This window comes from Corynebacterium sp. LaCa117, from assembly GCF_046717765.1.
Taxonomy (GTDB): domain Bacteria; phylum Actinomycetota; class Actinomycetes; order Mycobacteriales; family Mycobacteriaceae; genus Corynebacterium; species Corynebacterium kefirresidentii.
The window spans coordinates 1,101,261-1,123,504 of record NZ_CP177102.1; the positions used below are offsets into that span (position 1 = coordinate 1,101,261).

At 57.3% G+C, this 22,244-nt stretch carries 22 protein-coding genes; 16 read left to right on the forward strand and 6 right to left on the reverse strand.

What is annotated here, in order from left to right; all coding sequences use genetic code 11:
- The first annotated feature begins 67 nt into the window (after positions 1-67).
- From dapB to ACLI1L_RS05530, 7 genes are all read left to right on the forward strand, one after another.
- Positions 68-814: a 4-hydroxy-tetrahydrodipicolinate reductase gene (dapB, locus tag ACLI1L_RS05500; protein ID WP_023021346.1), complete on the forward strand. Its 747-nt coding sequence runs from the start codon at positions 68-70 to the stop codon at positions 812-814.
- 3 nt (positions 815-817) lie between these two features.
- Complete coding sequence (gene thyX, locus ACLI1L_RS05505; protein WP_049361193.1) at positions 818-1,564, forward strand: FAD-dependent thymidylate synthase; 747 nt, start codon at positions 818-820, stop codon at positions 1,562-1,564.
- A 56-nt stretch (positions 1,565-1,620) separates the two neighbouring features.
- A complete protein-coding gene (dapA, locus tag ACLI1L_RS05510) occupies positions 1,621-2,529 on the forward strand; it encodes a 4-hydroxy-tetrahydrodipicolinate synthase (protein WP_284835403.1) in 909 nt (302 codons plus the stop codon).
- 2 nt (positions 2,530-2,531) lie between these two features.
- On the forward strand, positions 2,532-4,661 hold the full coding sequence (locus ACLI1L_RS05515; protein WP_167371278.1) for a ribonuclease J: 2,130 nt from the start codon (positions 2,532-2,534) through the stop codon (positions 4,659-4,661).
- 57 nt (positions 4,662-4,718) lie between these two features.
- Positions 4,719-5,354 (forward strand): TIGR03085 family metal-binding protein, encoded by a 636-nt coding sequence (locus ACLI1L_RS05520; RefSeq protein WP_086587511.1) that lies wholly within the window; start codon positions 4,719-4,721, stop codon positions 5,352-5,354.
- A 217-nt stretch (positions 5,355-5,571) separates the two neighbouring features.
- Positions 5,572-8,910: an FtsK/SpoIIIE family DNA translocase gene (locus tag ACLI1L_RS05525; RefSeq protein ID WP_086587728.1), complete on the forward strand. Its 3,339-nt coding sequence runs from the start codon at positions 5,572-5,574 to the stop codon at positions 8,908-8,910.
- Positions 8,911-9,079: 169 nt separating this feature from the next.
- Entirely contained in the window at positions 9,080-10,201 is a 1,122-nt protein-coding gene (locus ACLI1L_RS05530) for a TerC family protein (protein ID WP_086587512.1), read from the forward strand.
- Here ACLI1L_RS05530 and ACLI1L_RS05535 read toward each other — a convergent pair.
- Positions 10,198-10,485, reverse strand: a complete 288-nt coding sequence (locus ACLI1L_RS05535; RefSeq protein ID WP_086587513.1) for a YciI family protein — start codon at positions 10,483-10,485, stop codon at positions 10,198-10,200. The genes ACLI1L_RS05530 and ACLI1L_RS05535 overlap by 4 nt on opposite strands.
- A gap of 59 nt (positions 10,486-10,544) precedes the next feature.
- Here ACLI1L_RS05535 and pgsA point away from each other — a divergent pair, with 59 nt between their 5' ends.
- The 4 genes from pgsA to ACLI1L_RS05555 all read left to right on the forward strand — a co-directional run bounded on the left by pgsA (position 10,545) and on the right by ACLI1L_RS05555 (position 13,079).
- A complete protein-coding gene (gene pgsA / locus ACLI1L_RS05540) occupies positions 10,545-11,129 on the forward strand; it encodes a CDP-diacylglycerol--glycerol-3-phosphate 3-phosphatidyltransferase (RefSeq protein ID WP_086587514.1) in 585 nt (194 codons plus the stop codon).
- Positions 11,130-11,139: 10 nt separating this feature from the next.
- Entirely contained in the window at positions 11,140-11,637 is a 498-nt protein-coding gene (locus ACLI1L_RS05545) for a CinA family protein (protein ID WP_086587515.1), read from the forward strand.
- 26 nt (positions 11,638-11,663) lie between these two features.
- On the forward strand, positions 11,664-12,026 hold the full coding sequence (locus tag ACLI1L_RS05550; protein ID WP_086587516.1) for a helix-turn-helix domain-containing protein: 363 nt from the start codon (positions 11,664-11,666) through the stop codon (positions 12,024-12,026).
- A gap of 192 nt (positions 12,027-12,218) precedes the next feature.
- On the forward strand, positions 12,219-13,079 hold the full coding sequence (locus ACLI1L_RS05555) for a PspA/IM30 family protein (protein WP_086587517.1): 861 nt from the start codon (positions 12,219-12,221) through the stop codon (positions 13,077-13,079).
- A gap of 77 nt (positions 13,080-13,156) precedes the next feature.
- Here the strand turns inward: ACLI1L_RS05555 and ACLI1L_RS05560 are convergent, their stop codons facing one another.
- Genes ACLI1L_RS05560 through ACLI1L_RS05570 form a run of 3 tightly spaced genes read right to left on the reverse strand, consistent with a single transcriptional unit; the run spans position 13,157 to position 15,044 of the window.
- Positions 13,157-13,777: an energy-coupling factor transporter transmembrane component T family protein gene (locus ACLI1L_RS05560; protein ID WP_394285884.1), complete on the reverse strand. Its 621-nt coding sequence runs from the start codon at positions 13,775-13,777 to the stop codon at positions 13,157-13,159.
- Between the two features lie 11 nt (positions 13,778-13,788).
- Positions 13,789-14,481 carry an energy-coupling factor ABC transporter ATP-binding protein gene (locus ACLI1L_RS05565; protein ID WP_411708257.1) on the reverse strand — a complete coding sequence of 231 codons (693 nt, stop codon included), beginning with the start codon at positions 14,479-14,481 and terminating at the stop codon, positions 13,789-13,791.
- Positions 14,481-15,044, reverse strand: coding sequence for a biotin transporter BioY (locus ACLI1L_RS05570; RefSeq protein ID WP_086587520.1), 564 nt, complete (start codon positions 15,042-15,044; stop codon positions 14,481-14,483). Before ACLI1L_RS05570 ends, ACLI1L_RS05565 begins: the two co-directional genes overlap by 1 nt.
- Positions 15,045-15,207: 163 nt before the next feature.
- Between ACLI1L_RS05570 and ACLI1L_RS05575 the strand changes: the two genes are divergently transcribed.
- From ACLI1L_RS05575 to ACLI1L_RS05595, 5 genes are all read left to right on the forward strand, one after another.
- Positions 15,208-15,423, forward strand: a complete 216-nt coding sequence (locus tag ACLI1L_RS05575) for a DUF3046 domain-containing protein (protein ID WP_411708258.1) — start codon at positions 15,208-15,210, stop codon at positions 15,421-15,423.
- Positions 15,424-15,605: 182 nt separating this feature from the next.
- Positions 15,606-16,742 (forward strand): recombinase RecA, encoded by a 1,137-nt coding sequence (recA, locus tag ACLI1L_RS05580; RefSeq protein ID WP_411708259.1) that lies wholly within the window; start codon positions 15,606-15,608, stop codon positions 16,740-16,742.
- A gap of 51 nt (positions 16,743-16,793) precedes the next feature.
- Positions 16,794-17,396, forward strand: a complete 603-nt coding sequence (gene recX, locus ACLI1L_RS05585) for a recombination regulator RecX (protein WP_411708260.1) — start codon at positions 16,794-16,796, stop codon at positions 17,394-17,396.
- Between the two features lie 45 nt (positions 17,397-17,441).
- On the forward strand, positions 17,442-19,004 hold the full coding sequence (gene miaB / locus ACLI1L_RS05590) for a tRNA (N6-isopentenyl adenosine(37)-C2)-methylthiotransferase MiaB (RefSeq protein ID WP_200288945.1): 1,563 nt from the start codon (positions 17,442-17,444) through the stop codon (positions 19,002-19,004).
- 22 nt (positions 19,005-19,026) lie between these two features.
- Entirely contained in the window at positions 19,027-19,653 is a 627-nt protein-coding gene (locus ACLI1L_RS05595; protein ID WP_244169497.1) for a hypothetical protein, read from the forward strand.
- A gap of 40 nt (positions 19,654-19,693) precedes the next feature.
- Here the strand turns inward: ACLI1L_RS05595 and ACLI1L_RS05600 are convergent, their stop codons facing one another.
- Entirely contained in the window at positions 19,694-20,824 is a 1,131-nt protein-coding gene (locus ACLI1L_RS05600) for a GNAT family N-acetyltransferase (protein ID WP_244169498.1), read from the reverse strand.
- On the reverse strand, positions 20,824-22,128 hold the full coding sequence (locus ACLI1L_RS05605) for a DUF349 domain-containing protein (protein ID WP_411708261.1): 1,305 nt from the start codon (positions 22,126-22,128) through the stop codon (positions 20,824-20,826). Before ACLI1L_RS05605 ends, ACLI1L_RS05600 begins: the two co-directional genes overlap by 1 nt.
- Positions 22,129-22,244 lie beyond the last annotated feature (116 nt).

Genomic DNA, 22,244 nt, shown 5'->3' on the forward strand with positions numbered 1-22,244 from the left:
AGCTATCATGCGCGTTAGGATGGGGAGAAAAGTATTAACGATGTGGCTGAAATAAGGAGAACACACCATGGCTATCAAGGTTGGCGTACTAGGTGCTCACGGGCGCGTGGGTCAAGCAATCGTCGAAGGTGTAAACGCAGAAGATGATCTAGAGCTGGTGGCAGAAATCAACCGCGGTGATGATTTGCAGCAGCTTGTCGACGCCCACGCGGAGGTCATCGTGGACTTTACTCAGCCGGACTCCGTCATGGGAAACCTGGAATTCTGCATTGCCCAAGGCATTCACTGTGTGGTGGGGACCACTGGCTTTGATAAGGAACGCTTGGCGCAGGTAGAGGAGTGGACTAAGCAAGACGGTGCTGGCAATGTCCTGATTGCGCCGAATTTTGCCATCTCCGCTGTGCTCACCATGGTGTTGGCAAAGCAGGCCGCTAAGTTCTTTGAAACTGCAGAGGTCATTGAATTCCATCACCCGACAAAGCTGGATGCGCCGTCCGGTACCGCCATCCATACCGCTGAAGGGATTGCAGCCGCTCGCAAGGAGGCAGGCCTAGGCGAGATGCCGGATGCCACGGAAAAGCAACTGGACGGTGCACGCGGAGCCAATGTCGACGGCATTCCGGTACACGCGGTACGCACTCGCGGCATGGTCGCACACGAAGAGGTTATTTTCGGTGCCCAAGGTCAGTCTCTGACTATTCGCCAAGATTCTTATGACCGTGCGTCCTTTACCCCGGGCGTACTGGTGGGCGTGCGCCAGATTGCGCAACACCCAGGTTTGGTCGTCGGCCTAGATAAGTACTTGGGGCTTTAAGCTATGGCTAAAGCAAGTGAGCTAGACATTCAGCTCATTGCCGCAACGCAATTTCACGCCCCGCGCACTGTGGACTGGACCGCGGATGATTCGGCCTCAGATGGGGAAGCACTAGTCGAGTTTGCTGGAAGAGCGTGTTACGAGTCTTTTGACAAACCCAACCCTCGCACGGCAACGAATGAAGCCTATCTGCACCACATCATGGAGGTAGGTCATACCGCATTGCTTGAGCATGCCACAGCAACGATGTACATCACGGGGCTGTCGCGTTCGGCAAGCCATGAGCTTGTACGCCACCGGCACTTTTCCTTCTCGCAGCTTTCCCAGCGCTTTGTCCACCCAGATGAAACTGAAGTGGTTTTGCCTAAATTGGTGGCCGAAGACGAGCAGCTTAGCCGGTTGGTTATGCAGGCTGTAGATGAAACTCGCTTTGTCTATGACGAGCTGCTAAGCGCGCTCGAAGAGAAACTGGATGAGCCTAATGCACTCCTGCGCAAAAAGCAGGCTCGGCAGGCGGCCCGTGCCGTGCTTCCCAACGCAACAGAAACCCGCATAGTTGTCACCGGCAATTATCGCGCGTGGCGGCATTTTATCGGTGCACGTGCCGCGGAACAGGCCGACGAAGAGCTGCGCCACGTCGCGGTAGAGTGCTTGAAGTTGCTGCAGAGCAAGGCACCGGTGCTCTTTAATGACTTCAATATCACCACGTTGGCTGATGGCACTCAAATGGCGGCAAGCCCCTACGCCTAACACGCGCGAGACCCCGATGCGGCTAATTGTTAGCCAAAAGGGTAATCTTGACGGCTATGAGCACAGGTATGACAGCAAAGACTGGCGTCGACACCTTTGGACGCATCGGCGTCGCCATGGTTACCCCGTTTGACCGTGACGGTGCGCTGGACGTTGCAGCAGGTCGTCGCCTAGCGGCTCATCTCGTAGATAATGGCGTTGATTCGCTCATCCTAGGTGGAACCACGGGCGAATCACCGACCACGTCGGTTGAAGAGAAGCTGGAGCTGCTCAAAGCCGTAAAGGAAGAAGTCGGAGACCGCGCAAAGCTATGCGCCGGTGCCGGAACGAATGACACCGCAGCTTCCATCAAGTTGGCCAAGGCCACCGCGGATGCGGGGGCAGATAGCCTATTGGTGGTGACTCCGTACTACTCGAAGCCCTCCCAAAAGGGCGTTTATGAGCACTTCGCCGCAGTCGCGCAAGCCACGGATCTACCAATCTGTGTCTATGACATTCCTGGCCGCTCGGGCATCCCAGTGGCGCCGGATACCCTCCGCCGCCTTGCGGATTTGCCGAATATCCAAGCCGTGAAGGACGCCAAGGGCGACCTTCCTGCGGCCGCAGAACTGATCCAAGAAACCGGTCTGGCCTGGTATTCCGGTGATGATCCGATTAACCTGCCGTGGCTTTCCCTCGGCGCTTCTGGTTTCATCTCCGTCATCGGCCATGTTGTGCCGCGTGCCTTGGCAGAACTTTATGAAGCTTTCGACGCGGGTGATATGGCCCGCGCCCGAGAAATCAATACCACAACGCTCCTTCCGCTTACCCGGGCACAAGCACGGTTGGGCGGAGCGACGTTTGCAAAGGAAGCCCTGCGCCTGCAGGGCATCGAAGTTGGCGATACCCGTCTTCCTGTTACCGCTGCGAGCGAAGAGGAACGCGAGGTACTTCGCCGTGATCTGGAACAATCTGGAGCCCTTTAAGAATGAATGAACCCCGTAACCGTTCCCGCAAGGTGACCCGCAAGGCGGGCCCACCCGCGGAAAACGAAACCGCCTCCAACGAGGCGGCTTCGCCAGTTTTCCAAGCCCCAGCTACTAATGCTGGCAATTCCGCACAGGATAAGCCGGCTAAGGGAGATAAGGACAACTCCGGCAAAAAGAATTCTTCCGATAACCAGCATGATGGCGGCGGTAACAACCGCCGCTCCCGTTCCCGTGGTAGCCGCGGCCGTGGCCGTGGCGGTAACGGCAACGGCAATAACCATGGTGGAAATAATAACCATGGCGGCAACAACAAAAATGGCAACGGTAAGGGCCGCGGCCGCAATAACCGTGGTCGCCGCAACGTGCCCAAGTCGATGCAAGGTGCGGATCTAACCAAGCGTTTGCCAGAGCCACCAAAGCAGCCGAAGGATGCACTCCGCATTTATGCTTTGGGCGGAATCTCGGAGATCGGCCGCAATATGACCGTCTTTGAGTACGGTGATGACCTCCTCATCATTGACTGCGGTGTGCTCTTCCCGTCTTCCGGTGAGCCGGGCGTGGATCTTATCCTGCCTGACTTTGGCCCCATCGAGAAGAAGATCCACAAGGTCAAGGCCCTCGTCGTTACTCACGCGCACGAGGATCACATCGGAGCTATTCCGTGGCTGCTGAAGCTGCGCCCGGATATCCCTATTGTTGCTTCCCGCTTTACCATCGCGCTCATTGCTGCGAAGTGTAAGGAACATCGTCAGAAGCCGAAGTTCGTCGAGGTTAATGAAAAATCCGACGTGACTTATGGACCATTCCGGGTTCGCTTCTGGGCAGTTAACCACTCCGTACCGGACGCCTTGGGCATCATGTTGGGAACCCCAGCGGGCAATATCATCCATACCGGTGATATCAAGCTGGATCAGACCCCACTGGATAATCGTCCCACCGATCTGCCAGCCCTGTCTCGTTACGGTGATGAGGGCGTCGACCTCATGCTGTGTGATTCCACCAATGCCACCGTGCCTGGTGTATCTGCATCTGAGGGTGATATTCCCGCCAATTTTAAGCGTCTCGTTGCCGGCGCGAAGCAGCGCGTTATCTTGGCTTCCTTCGCATCCAACGTCTACCGCGTCCAGGCTGCTATCGACGCTGCCGTGGCAAATGGCCGCAAGGTAGCTTTCAACGGCCGTTCGATGATGCGCAACATGGAAATCGCGGAAAAGATGGGCTTTTTGAAGGTCCCTCGCGGCACCATTATCCCCATCGATGAGGCTGCCAAGATGGCTCCGCACAAGACCATGCTCATCACCACCGGTACGCAGGGTGAGCCAATGGCCGCTCTATCGCGCATGGCTCGTCGCGAGCACCGCCAAATTACCGTACGTGATGGCGATACCATCATCTTCTCCTCCTCGCTTATCCCGGGCAATGAGGAAGCGGTCTACGGCGTGATTAATATGCTGTCTCAGATTGGTGCCAACGTCATTACTAACCAAGACGTCAAGGTGCACGCCTCGGGCCACGGTTATGCCGGTGAGCTGCTGTTCCTGTACAACGCAGCGCGCCCGCGCAATGCTATGCCGGTGCACGGCGAGTGGCGCCACCTACGTGCCAATAAGGAACTGGCCATTTCCACCGGTGTGGACCGCGATCGTACGGTGCTGGCGCAAAACGGCGTCGTCGTGGATTTGCGCAAGGGCCGCGCCGAGGTTGTAGGCCAGATGCAGGTGGGCAACCTCTACGTCGATGGTGTGTCCATGGGCGATGTAGATGCCGATACCTTGGCCGACCGCACCAACCTGGGAACTGGTGGCGTGGTATCTATCACGTGCGTGATCGATAACCGTACCTCGCGCCTATTGGAGCACCCAACGGTATCTACCACAGGCTTTTCCGATGATGACCGCGGCATCGTGCCGGAGGTCGCAGAAATGGTAGAAAACACCATGAATGATCTCGCCGCAGAGGGCGAGAACGATACCTACCGCATGGTGCAAAAACTGCGCCGCAAGGTATCTAAACTTATGGATTCGAAGTACAAGCGCGAGCCGGTCATTCTGCCGACTATCGTGCCGACCAACTCCGGCCCATTGGTTACCGATGATGAAGACGTAGATGCTTCTCGTGAGTCTCTGTAAATAACAGGGTTCTTCGTATAAAGGCAGACGCAGCCCCAGTATGCCAGCTAGCTCGGTATGCTGGGGCTTATGTCGTTTTCTTCTGCTGAGCGCGCCAAAATGGTCGCGCTATTTCATAAGCTTGGTCCTGATGCCCCTACTTTGTGCGAGGGTTGGACTACCCGTGACCTAGCCGTACATCTGTGGGTGCGGGAAAATCGCCCCGATGCAGCCGCTGGAGTTTTTGTCAAGGCTTTGTCCGGCCACCTTGAAAAGGAATCGCGGAAGGTTGCCGAACGCGACTTTGATGAGCTCGTTGATGACTGGGGGAGGGGACCGGCTACCTATAACCCCGTTCGTTTCGTGGATGCACAGCAAAACTTTGTAGAGCATTTTGTTCACCACGAGGACGTTCGCCGGGCTAATGGCATGGGTCCGCGAGATTTCTCGGCACGAATCAAACAGCAGATGCATAGCTACCTGAAGCTCTTAGCTAAGGTGGCCCTGCGTAACTCGACTCGCCCGGTCATTATGCAGCCCGAAGGATTACCGCGCATTGTCGCCGCGGATAAGCACGGCGTGGCGGATAAGGGAGATGCCGTAGTCCGAGTATCGGGGGAGGTAGGCGAACTGATTCTGTGGTCCTTCGGACGTGACGCTGCCGAAGTCACGCTCGAGGGAGATGCCAAAGCCGCCGTACGGTCAACTCTCTAGCCTTGAATTAGTACTATTATCGCAATCGTCGTACGCCGTTGGGGGTGTGACTTTCGATTATGACCCTAGGCCTCGGGGGAAACGCGTGTGGCTAATGTGATTTATGGGGTGGCCCGGTTAAGGTAGAGGCATGTCTGTCAAAAATGCCTCTTCGCGCGGGACGCGCCGAAAGACGAATCGTTCACGGCCATCTGGCCGCAGCCGGTCCGGTGCTGGCATGCCGGAAACCTTGGCTATGACGTCCTCGCATCGGCGTGCTGCAGCGACCTCACAGGAGCGCACCGGTAGTGCGTTCCGGGCCGTCGGCAAGGGCTTGGGCGCAGTGTTTGGTGCCACGGCGCGCGGCATGGGAAACATGGCGCGAGGTGTAAGCCATGGAGTGGCCGGGCTGAAGCCGAGCGAAGACGTATATGACACCGAGGAGTACGAGACGACAAGGGAGCCGGAAGAAATTTCTGCACGCGGGGAGAACAAAAAGAAAAGCAAGGTTACTCGTGCCAATGATGTAGCAGCGGAAGAACACCCTTCGACCATGGAATTGGGTGAGTCGGAGTCGCGCGGCATTCAGGTGAAAAATCCCGATGCGGTGGCACTCGTGCTCATCGGTATTGCCATCGTGCTCGCGGCTACGGTCTGGTTCGGCGTCGCTGGCCAAGTAGGTGCCTGGGTGGGCAATATCGTGCGCTATGTCATTGGTGCGGGCGCATGGGTGCTGCCAGTGGCCTTAGTGGCTTTGGCCATTGCCTTGATGATGGATATCTCCGGCCCGGCGGGGCATTTTAAGCCGCGCATTGTGGGCGGAATTAGCATTATTGTATTGGCCATGCTCAGCTTGATCCATATCTTTGCTGGCACCCCTGAACTTGGCTTTACCCCGGAAAGTGCCGGTGGTGCGGGCGGAGTAATCGGCTATGCCATTGGTGGCCTGTTGGAGACTGCCTTTACCTCCTTCGTTGCAGTGCCGTTGCTTTTCCTCGTCATTATCTACGGCGCCCTTTTGGTCACCGGAATCACCATCCGCGAGGCCTATGAGCTGGTGGCTGATGCCATCGCCGCAGCTTTCTCTCGCTTTGGCGGTGCGGATGAAGATTATTACGAAGACGAGGGCGATGACCTTTATGGACACGTCACCGGCGATATCGATGATATTGCGGAAGGGCGTGAGCGCAGCACCCGCCCGGCTCGACCTGCGGCCAAGCGCCGAACCTCTGAACGCGGTGGAAGCCTGCGCGCTTTCCGAGGCCGCACTGAAGGCCCCGCTCCGCGTGGTTCCTCTTATCCCATAGAGTCCCCCGCTGCGGCGGAGGAGGACGAAGCAACCCGTACCTTTAGCGCGCCAACGCGTGGCGGTTTTCAGTCCGTGTCCACTCCGGCGGAGAAGCCAGTTTCGCGCGATATTGAGGATACCGATGAGATTCCCGTCGTAGAAGATTCTGCTGCGTCTTCGCCGGCCCAGCCAGACTCCGTAGACTCGGAGCCGACCCGCGTTCTGGGCACCGCTGGCCAGCGCTCCGCATTTGACTCTGCTCGCTCTGGTTCAGCAGCGGGTACCGCCGCCGGTTCCGCTGTGGGATCGGCTGCGGGGGCAGCCGCTGGCGCTGCGGGAGCTGCAGGGGCGGCACGTGGCGCAGCTAAGGCTGCAGGTGCCGGTGCTGCCGGAGCCGCTGGAGCCGCGGTGGCAGGTGCTGCCGCTGGGGCCGCTGGGTCCGCTGCACAAGGAGGCGCGGATGCAGTATCGTCCGCGCACGAGAAGGCCCGCCAGCTCTTCCGTGAACGTTCTGGACGCGATGCAACGACCGGCGCGCAGGTGGATAGCTCTGAACCGGCGGCCGAACCAGGAGCAGGAACGGGAACTGCCGGTGCGCCCGCGCCAGCTGGGGCGCCCGCTGCCGCGCCCGCCGCACAGTTTGGCAACGAGAATTACGCGGTTCCTTCTACGGATTTGTTGACTCCAGGCACCCCAGCCAAGGAGCGCACCGAGATTAACGACCGCATTATCGAGGCCATTACTGATGTCTTTGAAGAGTTCAAGGTGGATGCGCAAGTCACCGGTTTCAGCCGTGGTCCAACAGTGACCCGTTATGAAATCGAGCTGGGGCCAGGCGTCAAGGTATCCAAGATTACGAATTTGCAGTCCAATCTCGCCTACGCTGTAGCCACGGACAACCTGCGCTTGCTGACGCCTATCCCCGGTAAGTCAGCTGTTGGCATTGAGGTTCCCAACCCAGACCGCGAGATGGTACACCTGCGTGAGGTGCTTGATGCGCCCAGCATGACCAGCTCTCCTGACCCGATGCTTATTGGATTGGGTAAGGATATCGAAGGCGAATACACCTCCTTCTCGGTACAGAAGATGCCGCACTTGCTAGTTGCCGGCGCTACCGGTTCCGGTAAGTCCGCCTTCGTGAACTCCATGTTGGTCTCGTTGCTTACCCGCGCTACTCCAGAGCAGGTACGCCTTATTCTGGTGGACCCGAAGATGGTGGAACTTACCCCGTACGAGGGCATTCCGCACCTGATCACGCCCATCATTACCCAGCCGAAGAAGGCCGCAGCAGCCCTGCAATGGCTGGTGGAGGAGATGGAGCAGCGCTACATGGATATGAAGGCTGCTCGCGTGCGCAAGATTGAGGACTATAACCGCAAGGTGGTCGCCGGCGAATACCAGGCACCGGCAGGTTCCGAGCGCGAGGTACGCCCGTACCCGTACATCGTGTGCGTCGTCGACGAGCTGGCGGATCTGATGATGACTGCGCCAAAGGAGATTGAGGACTCCATCGTCCGCATCACCCAGAAGGCGCGTGCCGCCGGAATTCACCTAGTACTGGCAACCCAGCGCCCGTCCGTGGATGTGGTCACCGGTCTGATTAAGACCAACGTTCCATCGCGCTTGGCTTTCGCAACGTCCTCGCTGACGGACTCGCGCGTCATCTTGGACCAAGGTGGCGCTGAAAAGCTTATTGGCATGGGCGATGGCCTCTTTATCCCGCAGGGCAAGCGTCCGGTGCGTATGCAGGGTGCATTCGTCTCAGATGATGAAGTTATGGCCGTCGTCGATGCTGCCAAGTCTCAAGCCGCACCGAACTATACCGAGGGAGTGACTGAAGAAAAGCAGTCCGAGGCCAAGAAGGAAATCGACGAGGAAATTGGCAAGGATATGGATGACCTCCTCGAAGCCGTCGAGTTGGTTGTCACCGCCCAGTTGGGCTCTACTTCCATGTTGCAGCGCAAGCTGCGCATCGGCTTTGCCAAGGCCGGCCGCCTGATGGATCTCATGGAATCCCGTGGCGTTGTTGGTCCATCCGAAGGATCTAAGGCTCGCGAGGTCCTCGTGAAGCCGGAAGAGCTTGATACCATCATCTGGATGATCAAGGGAGCCGACCCTGCCGAGGCCCCCAAGGAAATCCAGGAGGAGATGCAGCAGCAGGAACACGATGATGCCGCAGCTTCCTCCGACGCCGAGTCCACCGCAAACGCTGAGCCTGCTTCGCCGAGCGAGGCCGGTGATACCCGTACCGTACAGGCAACGTATAACCCTTCGGCAGGCGCTTTCTAAGATCGTGTAAACTTAGGCAAGTCTTGGAGGGGAGTACCCCATCCTGCGGCACCGATCGTCAGCACGGAAGCGACACGCTCCCGGTCGTGCCGGCCCGGCTCCCTGAGGAGAATCGGGTGGGGGAGACCTCCGGTCATTTTGTTGTATCTTCGACCGGAGGGATGTACCAATGCATGTGCCATTGTGGATCTGGGCGATTTCTATCGTCGTTATTCTTGGATTTTTTGTTTTCGATTTCTACTCCCATGTGCGGACCCCGCACGAGCCGACGCTCAAAGAATCAGGGTTCTGGACCCTTTTCTACGTCGGCATTGCTCTCCTTTTCGGTGCCGGCGTATGGGCCATCTGGGACCATGAGCACGGCATTCAATACCTCACGGGTTATGTGACAGAAAAAGCGCTGTCAGTAGATAACCTCTTCGTGTTTGCGCTCATCATGGGCGCGTTCAAGATCCCGCGTAAGTATCAGCAAAAAGTGTTGCTCATCGGTATTGTCATCGCCCTGGCATGCCGGCTGGTATTCATCCTTTTGGGCGCAGCGGTCATTTCCGCGTGGTCTGATATCTTCTACCTGTTTGCGGTTTTCCTCATCTACACGGCAATCAAGCTCATCATTGATGAGCTTAGGGATGCCCCCGAAACCGATCCCAACGACATGGGCATCATCAAGCTAATTCGCAAGGTAGTTCACGTCACCCCGCGTTACCACGGCGATAGGCTCACGCACCGCGTGGAGGATTCCTCTGGCAAACGTAAATTCGCCTTTACTCCGCTGTTTATCGCGTTGGTATCTATCGGCTTAATCGACGTGATGTTTGCCTTTGACTCCATTCCGGCCATTTACGGCATTACCGCAGAAGCGTTCTTGGTCTTTACCACCAATGCGTTCTCCCTCATGGGTTTGCGCCAGATGTACTTCCTGCTTGACGGTCTGCTGGATCGCCTCGTGTACCTGCCTTATGGCCTAGGCGTCATTCTGGGCTTTATTGGCGTGAAGCTGCTGTTCCACGCGCTGCATGAGAATAACTTGCCGTTTGTCAACGGCGGCGAAAACGTAGAGTCCGTCCCAGAATTTTCCACCATCACCTCACTCATAGTGATTGTGGGGGTACTGGTTATTACGGTGATTGCCTCGATCATCAAACACAAGCGGGATGAAAACCAAGGCGGAGTGCCGGTATCGCATAATCACTTCGACTGGGACGAGGAAGGCAATAAGATAGTCCGTAACAAAAAGGGCGAATTCCTGGGCAAGGCCGATGACCTGCCCAAGGAAGAGCTGCCGCACTAAAAGCGCGCGTTAACCGGACTCCATTCGCGGAAACTACGGCCGGTGATGCAGCCGGCCTGGTAGAAGGGGTCATTGTCCATGAGGGTGATTGCATCGGCAACCTCTGCGTCGTCGCCAAGCCCCACGATGATAAGCGCGCCGCCTTTGGAATCCGTCAATGGGCCAGTGGCAATGATGGTGCCTTCTTCAAAAAGCTGCGCGGTGAATTCGCGGTGTGCGGGGCGGGCTTTGGCAATCTCTGGATTATTGGGGTTGTAGTCGTAGCTAACTGCAAAATACTTCATGCTTCGCATTCTAAATTGCAGGGGCATCTAAGCGCAGGCCCTTAGTGCTAACAGGTAGTATGTATAACGTGAATCAACCCGGAACACAGTCAGCGCAATCTTCGGATGTGAATCCGCAGGTGTCTAATTGGAACCTGCCAAATGTTCTCACCAGCCTGCGCATTCTATTTATTCCGGTTTTCGCATGGCTGGTCGTAGCGGGCCACGAATGGTGGGCTTTTGGCCTATTTGCAGCCTTAATGCTCACAGATAAACTCGACGGCGACATCGCCCGCGCCCGCGGCCTCATTACTAATTTTGGCAAGATTGCTGATCCCATCGCGGATAAGGCACTAATGACTACCGCACTGGTGTGTCTCAACATTATTGGGGCACTGCCAGTGTGGATTACCGTTGTTATTCTTATTCGTGAATTCGGTATCACCATCTGGCGAATGGTTTTGCTGCGTCGCGGCAAGGTAGTGCCTGCCTCGAAGGGCGGCAAGCTGAAGACGGTACTGCAATCCCTGGCCGTTGGATTGTACTTGTGGCCGTTGCCTGAGTGGATGAACGTACCGACCTTTGTAGTCATGCTGGTGGCGGCAGTTGTGACCGTGGTTACCGGCGTGCAGTATCTCATAGACGGCAAGAAGCAGAATAGCTAGGTGGTCTTCCATTAAAACTGCTGCGGCCAGGCTTGTATCCGGTCTCACCGAGCGCGGTGAAACCTTGTCCTTCTGTGAGTCTTTAACAGCTGGGTTGGCCAGCGCTACGGTGGCGTCAGTTCCTGGGGCATCGGCTGTGTTGCGTGGCGGGTTGGTTACCTATGCGACCGAGGTTAAATCCCACTTCTTGCACCAACCTGTGGCCGAAATTGAGGCTGCCGGTGTCGTTTCTGAGGAGACTGCCCTCGCTATGGCGCGCGCTGCGGTGGCAGAAACCGCAGCGGACTGGGGGATAGGCCTTACTGGAGTGGCCGGACCAGACCTACAGGAAGGCAAACCGGCGGGCACGGTCTATATCGGAATCTACTCGCCCGGTAGGGTTGCTTTCTCCCAATTACTATCCGGGTTGGGTACAGAGCGCAATGAAATCAGGGAAGCCACGGTTGCAGCCTCTTTGCGGCTCCTCGGCACAATTTTGGAAGAAAACCCGCTGCGGCGGGAACAATAATGAGATAAGGGGCGTTGACCATAGTGATGAACACTTCAACTGCAGTCCTCGAACACTCGGTAACTGGCGCCTCCGCATCAGCAGCGCCCACCACTGCGCGTACTCCCGAGCCGCTCTTGCGTGAAGCACTTGGATTGACTCTGCGAGCCTTCCGCGCGGATAAGGGAGTCACCCTGCGTGAACTAGCTGGGGTGGCGCGCGTTTCGCCGGGCTATCTCTCGGAGCTCGAACGCGGCCGCAAGGAGGTCTCCTCTGAGCTTCTGGCGTCTGTATGTCACGCGCTGGATTGCTCGGTGTCTGATGTGCTGATTGAAGCCGCAGGTTACATGGCTCTTCCGTCCATGGATGAAGAGCTCGCCCATACGGCACCCGCCGCATCAGAGCTTTAAGCCGCCGCGGAATTCACTTATAACTTCAGTCGGTCTTGTCCTGCAGAGGAAAGGCCGGCTGTGGTGATTATAGAAAGCCCGCGGCAAGCGCCCGCGACCTCGGGGAGCGCAAGCGGTGGAAACGGCGCTTCGCTACTATAAATAGCAGAACAATACGCACATATATTTAACCTAGAAAGGTTGAAGCACACCATGGCGAACCCATTTGTTAAAGCCTGGAAATACCTTATGGCCCTCTTCGACAACAAAATCGAGGAAAACGCCGATCCGAAGGTACAAATCGAGCAGGCTATTGAGGAAGCGCAGCGCCAGCATCAGGAGCTTTCTCAGCAGGCAGCCGCCGTTATTGGTAACCAGCGTCAGCTGGAAATGCAGCTCAACCGCCGCCTAGCAGAGGTAGAAAAGCTGCAGGGCAATGCTCGCCAGGCTTTGGAATTGGCGGACCAGGCCCGTGCCCAAGGCGATGAAAACAAGGCTGTCGAATACGAAAATGCAGCCGAGGCTTTCGCCGCCCAGCTAGTGACCGCGGAAGAATCCGTGGAAGATACCAAGAAGCTGCACGACCAAGCACTGCAGCAGGCAGAAAAGGCCAAGAATGCAGTTCAGCGCAACAATGCTGCACTGCGTGAGAAGGTCAATGAGCGCTCCAAGCTGCTTTCCCAGCTGGAGCAGGCAAAGATGCAGGAAAAGGTTTCCGAGTCTTTGAACTCCATGAACGAGCTGACTGCCAATGGCAATACCCCATCTCTGGATTCCGTGCGCGATAAGATTGAGCGCCGCTATTCCAAGGCATTGGGACAAGCTGAGCTCGCGGAGAACTCGGTGGAAAACCGCATGGCCGAGGTACAGCAAGCCGGCGTGCAGATGGCTGGGCACTCCCGCTTGGAGCAAATTCGCAGCGAAATGAACGCTTCCAAGTCTGTGGAAAGCAATAAAGCCCAGGCTATTGAAGGAAACAAGGCCTCTGGCTCCGCTGCAGACAACGCCGCTCAGCCGGGCGCTGCCAGCGATGATGCAGTGCAGGCTCGCCTGCGTGAGTTGCGCGGGGAATAAAGCAGCCACCACTGCCTAGCGCAGTTGCCGCCTACGTTGACCAACAGATGGGGGTCAACGTAGGCGGTATTTTTGTTTTAGTCGCCAACGCCGCGAGCCTGTAGTGCTTCGCCCATCGCGCGCGCACGCCGGATGGAGCGAATTATGACCGGGGTGCCAAAGGCCAGCGGGGACATGCCGGCGCCGCGCGCCTTGCGGGCATCAAGCACCTCATAGACGGTTTCAAACATGAGCGGGATAAGGCGAATAGTCAATGCCATAGCAAGGCTGATGTTTTCTACCGGTACACCCAGTCGCTTGAGCGGGTGTAGTGATTCTTCTAATGACTCCATGATGGCGTCTACCGTGGAGGTAAGTGTCAGCAGGAAGGCGGCCAACATGGCGGCGAAAATATTGAGAAACATCACCGCTGCATAGTCGAAGTCCTTTGCCCACCATTGAAATCCTGCCAAGGGAACTAGGAAGAAAAGTGGTGGCCATATCTGGCTCCACGCAATACCAAGCGGAATCCGGGCACAAACATAGAGAAGTACCACGAAAATGACACCGCCTGCTGCCCACGGAAGAGATGTGAAGAAGATGCTGCTGACCACGATGAAGATTAAAAGGAATGTGATCTTCCAGCTGGGCTTCATTCGGTGAATGAAGCTTGTTCCATCAACGTAAACCGATAGTGGAAGATTTGTGCGTCGCTGCATGATATCTCCCCCTACAACGGTCGCTGGGACATGAGCTCTTGGTAGAACTTTATGACCTCTGCGGGCTTTCCGTCTGCGGCGATGCGATGATTATCGATGCAGATGACGCGATCAAAATCGCGCAGAAAATCCAGATCATGCGTCACTACAATCAATTGCTGTTCCAGGCTGGAAAATTCCCGTTTGATCCGGTCGCGGTTGCGCAGGTCCAGCAGGGTAGTAGGCTCATCTGCGATAATGAGTATCGGATCAATAACCATGACCGATGCCAGCGCGAGGAGCTGCTTTTGTCCGCCGGAAAGCGTGTGCGGTGAGCGCTCAGCAAACTCGGCGAGTCCAAAGCGCTCGAGGGCGGCATCTACCATGGCGGTGCGTTCGTGTTTGGGCAGTTTAAAGCGGCGTAGTGAAAATGCCACGTCATCGCGCACATTGGGCATGACAATTTGATTTTCGGCATCCGAAAAGACGAAACCAACCTTTTCGCGTACTCTTTTGCCCTGCTTGGCGACGTCCATGTGGTCCACCGTCACCGTTCCCTTACTGGGTTCCCCTAAGCCATTAATGAGCCTGGTTAAGGTAGATTTTCCGCCGCCGTTTTGGCCGATGATACCGATGCGCTGTTCAGTGAGTTTAAGGTTGATGTCCTCGAGAACCACGGTGTCATCAAAGGCCACTGTGACCGAGGAAAACTCGATAGTGGGCACTAGGAAGCCTTTCGTCCCATGAGATCTGGGAAGGCTGCATGGACACCGAGGGCGATGATGACGGCTACCACAAGCTTTCCTGCATCCACGGGAATGAAGGGCAGCTGAGCTGCGAAGGCCGGTCCAATCTCCAATCCGGAGCGGATCATGAGGCCAAAGGCGCCGCAAATGTATTGGATAGCAAGGCCGCACACGGCAGCGATGGCAAGTACTGCAGTCATGCCGGCCTTATTTTTGGGAGAGCGGTAGGCAATTGCTCCAGCAACCGCCGGCGACAGGACGTAGCCGATGATGTAGCCCGCAGTCGGGCCCGCCAGTGCACGCAGCGTAGTTCCGCCACCGGCTAGAACGGGTAGAGCAAGGCCCAGGAACAAGAAGAGGAGCCCCACATATCCGCCGCGTTTGCTGCCCAAGATCAAACCGGCGAGGATGAGCGCTGCGTTTTGTAGCACGATGGGCACGCCAGCGGAACCGACGGGGATCGAGACGAAGGCGAGGACGATGACGAGGGCGGTAAAGACGGCAACATAGGCAATGGTGGCTGCCAGAGAGTTCTTCTTCATTCTCAAGAGATTAGCACTGCATAAAACCTGCAGACAATCGAATGTTTTGAACATTGTTTAACGGGGAGTAGAAGGAGGGCAGTCGAGCTAGTGCGGTGGGTGGTCAAGTGAACCCTACTGGCCTGCTGGCGCGGCCTCTTGCGTGCTGAGTAGGATGGCGCGCATGAGATTGACTGAGTATCACCAGCTCATTGTGGATGAATTTGGAGAGTCCAAAGGTAAGTGGATTAGCCACTCTCATGTCTTGCCTGACCTAGGGGCGACGCCGGATGAACTTATCGAACGCGGCGTCGATCCACGAAAAGTTTGGCTGAGTCTGTGCGATGACTTCGATGTACCACAAGGGCGCAGGTTGGGGGTAGATTATCCAGGCAAATAGCACCATTTTGAGCAGAGTATCGGCGAGCCTGCTTTCGACATTCGAACAGATGTATGTAGAATAGCGGTTGTGTCGGTGCAGTCGTCTACAGTGGGATGGCGTTGACGGAGGGAACCATTTGTGTTCCGCGACAGTCTAATTATGCGTTAGTACATCGTCGTTAAAGATAAGGATGAAAAGTAATGGCAACCAAAAAGAAGTCGTCTTCTTCCGCAGCTAAGGGAGATGACCGCCAGAAGGCGCTCGATGCCGCCATGGCCATGATTGAGAAGGATTATGGCAAGGGCGCTGTTATGCGCTTGGGTGATGATAATCGTCCGCCCATTAAGGCCATTTCTTCGGGTAATACCGCAATCGATGTTGCCCTGGGTATTGGTGGTTTCCCACGAGGACGCATCGTGGAGATTTATGGACCAGAGTCTTCTGGTAAGACCACCGTCGCGCTGCACGCCATCGCATCTGCGCAAAAGGAGGGCGGCATTGCCGCCTTTATCGATGCCGAGCACGCCCTTGACCCACAGTATGCTCGCCTGCTTGGTGTAGATACTGATAACCTCTTGGTCTCCCAGCCTGATACCGGCGAACAGGCTTTGGAAATCGCTGATATGTTGGTGCGCTCTGGCGCTATTGACATCATCGTGGTCGACTCCGTGGCGGCTTTGACCCCGAAGGCGGAAATTGAAGGCGAGATGGGCGATAGCCACGTCGGCCTCCAGGCCCGCCTGATGTCACAGGCGCTGCGCAAGATGACCGGTGCTCTATACAACTCTGGTACCACCGCCATCTTCATTAACCAGCTGCGTGAAAAGATCGGCGTGATGTTCGGCTCACCAGAGACCACCACAGGCGGTAAGGCACTCAAGTTCTACTCTTCCGTGCGCTGCGATATTCGCCGCATCCAGACGTTGAAGGATGGACAAGATGCGATTGGTAACCGCACCAAGCTCAAAGTGGTAAAGAACAAGGTCTCCCCACCATTTAAGATTGCCGAATTCGACATCATGTATGGCGAAGGTATCTCCCGCGAATCTTCCATTATTGACCTTGGCGTCGAGAACGGATTTATCCGTAAATCTGGTTCCTGGTTTACCTATGAAGGAGATCAGCTGGGTCAAGGTAAGGAAAAGGCCCGTAACTTCCTGAAGGATAATCCGGACCTTGCCAATGAAATCGAGCAAAAGATCTTCCAAAAGCTTGGCATCGACGAGGCTACGGCCGAGGGTGAAGAGGCTGCCGCGATGGATGTTCCTGGCGCCGATGACCCATTGACCGATGAGTCCGTCGACCTCGTTCCAAACGTCGACTTTGACGACGACTAAAGTCGTTTCACCCTGCACCTGCGCTATCCACGTCCCACCTGAACCTGCATTATGAATCAGCCCGCCCCCGAAAAACTCGCTCAACTCCGTCAGGCCCTTGAGGCCTATGAGAGCGGTGCGGTAGGGGGCGGGCTTTTTGATCGGGAGGTAGAAGAAGCCAAGGCTAAAGTCCGCTCTCGTGCACTACGCCTTCTGGATCAGCGGTCTAGGTCCCGGAAGGAGCTTTATGACCGCTTATTAAAAGCGGAATTCGAGCCAGATCTGATTGAAGATGTGCTGGATGATCTAGCCCACGCGGGGTTGGTCGATGACGCCGCTTTTGCCCACGAATGGGTACGGCAGCGCCATAAGCGCCGCGGGAAATCTAGTTCGGCGCTTAATAGGGAATTGCGTGAGAAAGGCGTGAGCGAGGCCGACCGTGCTGAAGCCCTCGAGCAGATTAACCCTGCCGATGAAGAAGCCATGGTACGGACCCTTGCTCAAAAGAAGGCCCGCTCCATTAAAACCATTCCGTCGGATCGCAGGGAACGCGATAAGGCCTTACGGCGTATCGTGGGTGTTCTTGCGCGCCGTGGTTTCAATGAAGGGATGTCACTGCAGATTGCGATCGCAGCGCTTGAGGCGCGGTGCGCTGAATTACGCGCTGCGCAATGATTTGGCAGTGCGTAGGTCGTCTCCACGTAGCTAGCTCCGGCAGTTATGAGATGCCTAACTACATGGCTAAACTATGCCGACGTGGAGCAGACAATCGCAGATACCCGTACTTATGAAGTCCGAACCTTCGGCTGCCAGATGAATGTGCATGATTCCGAGCGCATCTCTGGCCTTTTGGAGGAGGCAGGCTACTCGGCCGCCGGTGAAGGTGTAGAGCCAGACCTTATCGTCTTTAATACCTGCGCCGTGCGTGAGAATGCCGATAAGCGGCTCTATGGCACCTTGGGCGCTTTGAAGAAAACCAAGGAAAACCACCCAGGCATGCAGATTGCCGTGGGTGGGTGCCTGGCGCAAAAGGACAAGGACACCGTCCTTGATAATGCCCCGTGGGTCGATGCCGTCTTTGGCACCCACAACATGGCGGCTCTTCCGACCCTGCTAGAGCGCGCTCGCCACAACGATGAAGCCCAAGTGGAGATTGTCGATTCCCTCGAGGCGTTCCCGTCCGTCTTGCCGGCCAAGCGTGAGTCTGCCTATGCCGGCTGGGTTTCTGTTTCTGTAGGCTGCAATAATACCTGCACCTTCTGCATCGTTCCTTCCCTGCGCGGTAAAGAAGAGGACCGTCGGCCGGGCGATATTTTGGCCGAAGTTCAAGCGCTGGTGGATCAGGGCGTATCTGAGGTCACCTTGCTGGGACAAAACGTTAATGCCTATGGCGTTAACTTCGCCGATCCGGAGATGCCGCGCGACCGCTTCGCTTTCTCTAAGCTGCTGCGCGAGGTAGGCAAGATCGAAGGCCTTGAGCGCCTGCGGTTTACCTCCCCGCACCCGGCGGAGTTTACTTCTGACGTTATCGACGCCATGGCGGAGACCCCGTCCGTGTGCCCGCAGTTGCACATGCCGCTGCAGTCCGGCTCCGACAAGGTTCTCAAGGACATGCGCCGTTCCTACCGCACGAAGAAATTCCTGCGGATTTTGGATGAGGTACGGGAGAAGATTCCGCACGCCGCGATTACCACGGATATCATCGTGGGCTTCCCAGGCGAGACCGAGGAAGACTTCCAAGACACGATGGAACTGGTGCGCCGCGCCCGCTTTGCCTCTGCCTTTACCTTCCAGTATTCGCCGCGCCCAGGCACCCCGGCCGCGGAAATGGAGGACCAGATTCCCAAGGACGTCGTCCAAGATCGCTTCGAGCGCCTCGTTGCTTTGCAAGATAGCATCCAGGCCGAGGAGAACAAGAAGCTCATCGGCACAGACGTTGAACTTTTGGTCCAGGCAGAGGGCGGTCGCAAGAACGATGAGACCCACCGCATGACTGGTCGCGCTCGTGATGGGCGCTTGGTGCACTTCACCCCGGTTGATTCTGACGGCGCGGACATCTCCACCGCGATTCGCCCGGGCGATGTGGTCCATACTCAGGTCACCGGTGCGGGTTCTTTCTTCTTGCTTGCCGACGCCGCCGTTACCTCCCACACCCGCACCAAGGCCGGCGACATGTCGGCCGCCGGTGAGACCCCGACGACGGCGCCCATCGGCGTGGGCCTGGGATTGCCGTCTATTGGAAAGCCAGCGGCCGCTGAATCCGGCGATTCTTGCGGTTGCTAAGAGGGGAGTAGGCTAGGGACCCATGACTGAGGAAACGCCCACCACCGCCGCCCAGAAAGCAGCTACCGCGGAGCGCCGCGCAGCACAGACAATGGACCTTGGCGGCCACAAAGTCACACTGTGCATCGCGGTGGTGGCTTATATCCTCTACCTGGTTTTGCCCTACGCCGGTCCCTCACACGGTTGGGAAGCGTTGACCTTCGGTACCACGTCCAGCGGAGTCAGAATATCCCTCATGGAAACCGTCTCCGCGTGGCTCGCTCTCCTTGGATTGGGCATCCTCACCCCGGTGACACTGTTCACCCGCCGAGCTACGCCTGGGCTTCTTGCCTGGATGCTGGTGACTGTGTCCTTCTTTGCCAACCTGTGGGGTTTCTGGTTCCGCGGGTCTACCGCTGACGGGGCATCGCTGGGAATGTGGGTAGGAATGCTGTCTACCTTCCTAGCATTTTTGGCCTATTGCTTAGTGGCGTTGCGCCGCAGCCCAGAGCAAAAGGCCGCCGAGGCTCAAGTGCGTGCCACCGCCGGACAGCTCGATGAGGTGGGCGAATTCCAACCTGCTATTAACGCGGCGCCGCGGCAGGAGCCAATTGTGGATAATCGCCGCAAGCAAGCCGCTGAGCGTCACCGCGCCCAACGCGGCGAGTAAAAAGCGCGCTGCCGCGCTTTTATCTGTGACGCCTGCGGCTCTAGTCTCGCAATCGCAACTCCCATGCACAAGAGCGGGAAAGCTCTCGGGCACCCAATCTACGGTAGATGGCATTCATCGCTTCGTCTTTGTCCGCCACGGAGCCGTAGCAGCGACGTACTTGTGGCCAATGGTGTGCAACGGCATGAAGCGCCGTGAGCTTGGCTAATTGCGCAAGTCCGCGGCGCCGGTGCGGACGATCGGTGACGGTCAAAGTCCACTCGGCTACCTCAGGATTCGCATCCTCGTGCCTGGCTACTTCTGCCAGCGCGAGGATTTTCCCTTCTTCGCTGGTGAGTGCGATAAGCAACGTATGCCCGCGGCGAGAACGCAGCCGGCTGTGGGCTTCGCGCAACCGCGTGCGAGTCCAGACGATGGGCTCCACCGTCAAATCCCCGGTCTCCGCGTCTTGGGACGCTAGGGAAAGCAGCCGCATGACCTCGTCGAGGTAGCCTTCTGGGATGTCGTAATCAGCCCACGCCTGCGAGGTGATTCCCGCTGGAAGGAGTGCCGCCACGGGGCTATCGGGGATGTCCATCACGAGTTGGTGTTCTGCATGCCGGTGCTTAAACCCCAGCTGGCGGTAGACGCTTCCCATGACATCGTAGTCTGGGTCCGTCCCCGGTGGATGCAGAAGACCGACGTGCGCAATGGTGCGGCCGAGCTTCCGGGCAAGCTCCAGCGCCTTTATGCCCATCCACTCGGCTACTTTCTGCCCTTCCTCCTCGAGTTCTTGCCCAGGGAGAGGCAGATCGCACAGCACGCATTCAATCTCGGCGGTTTCGCGCTCTTCCAAAAGCGGCAGGCTGAGGAGGATGAATCCGAGGTAGTCCAGCTCTGGGCTGGGCTCCACCGCAGGTATTAACGGCAGCCCAAGCTCAGAGACCTCGCCCAGGGTGGAGTCGCCGTCTACTACGGCAAAAAGGTAGGTCTGTGATTCGCTAGAACCTTGTAGCCGCTGCACCACGCGGCTAGGCGACGTTGATGCCGCGGCATCGCCGCTGGCTTCTTGGGCCGCAAGGTTGGCCCAAAAGACGAAGCTGCGAATACAATCCGCTGGTTCGCTGGGCCGTGCGTCTACGGGAGATGCGTGCGGCGGCCGCGGTGGACGCGCAATGTGGACGAGGTGCACTACTTATCGTTGACGGCGTTAGCGGCGGCGTCGGCAAAAGCCTGCCATTGCTCGGCCTGAGCGCGCAGATCAGCGGCTTTCTTTGCATTGCCCTTGGCTTCAGCCGCCTCGGCCTGAGACTTAAACTCATCGACCTTGGCCTGGAATTGTGCCACACGTGCCTGCGCCTCTGGGTCGGTGCGGCGCCATTCAGATTTTTCCGCATCGGTAACGCGCTGCTCCAGCGCCGCGATCTTGGACTCGTATTCGCGCACCTGCTTGCGGGGAACGAAGCCGATCTCTTCCCACTTTTCCTGCAACTCGCGCAGCTTGGCCTTAGCTCCCTCGATTCCCTTAGCAGGATCGATTTGACCGTCGTATTCCGCAATCAAGGCGTCTTTGGCCTTGGCATTTTCTGCGAACTCGCGGTCGCGCTCGTCATTGACGGCATTGCGAGCATTGAAGAACTTGTCCTGGGCGTCGCGGAAGCGGGCCCAGAGTTTATCGTCCACCTCGCGTGGAGCGCGGCCGGCGGCCTTCCATTCGGTCATCAAATCGCGGTAGGCGCGGGCGGTGGGACCCCAATCGGTAGAATCCTGGATGGCCTCGGCTCGCTCGACGAGCTCCTCTTTCTTTTTGCGGGCAACCGCACGGGCGCGGTCCAGCTCAGCAAAGTGGGAGCCGCGGCGGCGGTTGAAGGAATCGCGGGCGCGAGAGTAGCGCTTCCACAGGGCATCATCGGTCTTACGGTCGATACCCTTAATCTGCTTCCACTCCTCCAAGATGGCGCGGATGCGGTCGCCAGCGGCCTTCCACTCGGTGGAGTTTTCAGCAATTTCTTCTGCTTCAGCCGCCAGCTTTTCCTTGGCAGCGATTGCTTCTTCGCGGCGGCGTTCCTTATCGGCCTGTGCCTGCTCGCCGGCCTCTACCGAGTGTTCAATCACCGCGCTAAGGCGCCGATCCAAGGCAGCGATGTCTCCGATGACCGCAGCAGTAGGTAGGGTTTCGCGCAACTGCGCTGCGGTCTTTTTAATGCCGGCGGCCTCATCAGGATTGGCGCGTAGGCGAGCCTCGAGCAGCTCGATTTCGGTAGAGAGATCGTCATAACGCGCGCCGTAGTGCTTAAGGCCCTCCTCGGGGGTACCGGCTTTCCACTCGCCGATCTTGCGTTCGCCCTCTGGAGCAGAAACGAAGACGGAACCATCTGCGTCGACCCGGCCCCACTTGGCCGGGTCATTGTTGCGTGGGGCCTGAACGGGAACAGGCTTTGCAGTGGGGCGAGGGCCCTTCTTGGGCATGGAACCTGGGGTAGGGATGGGAGACATGACAAGCCCTCCTATGCATAGATCGCCGCGCGTCACGGCTGCCGGATAAAATCATTGGATACATTACCGCGAATATCTCGCGCGCGCCCAGATTCTATTTAATTACCTCCACTTGG

Bases quoted from the DNA above. Each gene is read 5' to 3' on its own strand.
- ACLI1L_RS05595 (WP_244169497.1), top strand. From the start codon at position 19,027: ATGACTGAGGAAACGCCCACCACCGCCGCCCAGAAAGCAGCTACCGCG.
- dapA (WP_284835403.1), top strand. From the start codon at position 1,621: ATGAGCACAGGTATGACAGCAAAGACTGGCGTCGACACCTTTGGACGC.
- ACLI1L_RS05530 (WP_086587512.1), top strand. From the start codon at position 9,080: ATGCATGTGCCATTGTGGATCTGGGCGATTTCTATCGTCGTTATTCTT.
- ACLI1L_RS05535 (WP_086587513.1), bottom strand. From the start codon at position 10,485: ATGAAGTATTTTGCAGTTAGCTACGACTACAACCCCAATAATCCAGAG.
- pgsA (WP_086587514.1), top strand. From the start codon at position 10,545: ATGTATAACGTGAATCAACCCGGAACACAGTCAGCGCAATCTTCGGAT.
- miaB (WP_200288945.1), top strand. From the start codon at position 17,442: ATGAGATGCCTAACTACATGGCTAAACTATGCCGACGTGGAGCAGACA.
- ACLI1L_RS05575 (WP_411708258.1), top strand. From the start codon at position 15,208: ATGAGATTGACTGAGTATCACCAGCTCATTGTGGATGAATTTGGAGAG.
- ACLI1L_RS05515 (WP_167371278.1), top strand. From the start codon at position 2,532: ATGAATGAACCCCGTAACCGTTCCCGCAAGGTGACCCGCAAGGCGGGC.
- ACLI1L_RS05525 (WP_086587728.1), top strand. From the start codon at position 5,572: ATGCCGGAAACCTTGGCTATGACGTCCTCGCATCGGCGTGCTGCAGCG.
- thyX (WP_049361193.1), top strand. From the start codon at position 818: ATGGCTAAAGCAAGTGAGCTAGACATTCAGCTCATTGCCGCAACGCAA.
- ACLI1L_RS05605 (WP_411708261.1), bottom strand. From the start codon at position 22,128: ATGTCTCCCATCCCTACCCCAGGTTCCATGCCCAAGAAGGGCCCTCGC.
- ACLI1L_RS05550 (WP_086587516.1), top strand. From the start codon at position 11,664: ATGAACACTTCAACTGCAGTCCTCGAACACTCGGTAACTGGCGCCTCC.
- ACLI1L_RS05570 (WP_086587520.1), bottom strand. From the start codon at position 15,044: ATGAAGAAGAACTCTCTGGCAGCCACCATTGCCTATGTTGCCGTCTTT.
- ACLI1L_RS05555 (WP_086587517.1), top strand. From the start codon at position 12,219: ATGGCGAACCCATTTGTTAAAGCCTGGAAATACCTTATGGCCCTCTTC.
- dapB (WP_023021346.1), top strand. From the start codon at position 68: ATGGCTATCAAGGTTGGCGTACTAGGTGCTCACGGGCGCGTGGGTCAA.
- ACLI1L_RS05560 (WP_394285884.1), bottom strand. From the start codon at position 13,777: ATGCAGCGACGCACAAATCTTCCACTATCGGTTTACGTTGATGGAACA.
- recA (WP_411708259.1), top strand. From the start codon at position 15,606: ATGGCAACCAAAAAGAAGTCGTCTTCTTCCGCAGCTAAGGGAGATGAC.
- ACLI1L_RS05520 (WP_086587511.1), top strand. From the start codon at position 4,719: ATGCTGGGGCTTATGTCGTTTTCTTCTGCTGAGCGCGCCAAAATGGTC.
- recX (WP_411708260.1), top strand. From the start codon at position 16,794: ATGAATCAGCCCGCCCCCGAAAAACTCGCTCAACTCCGTCAGGCCCTT.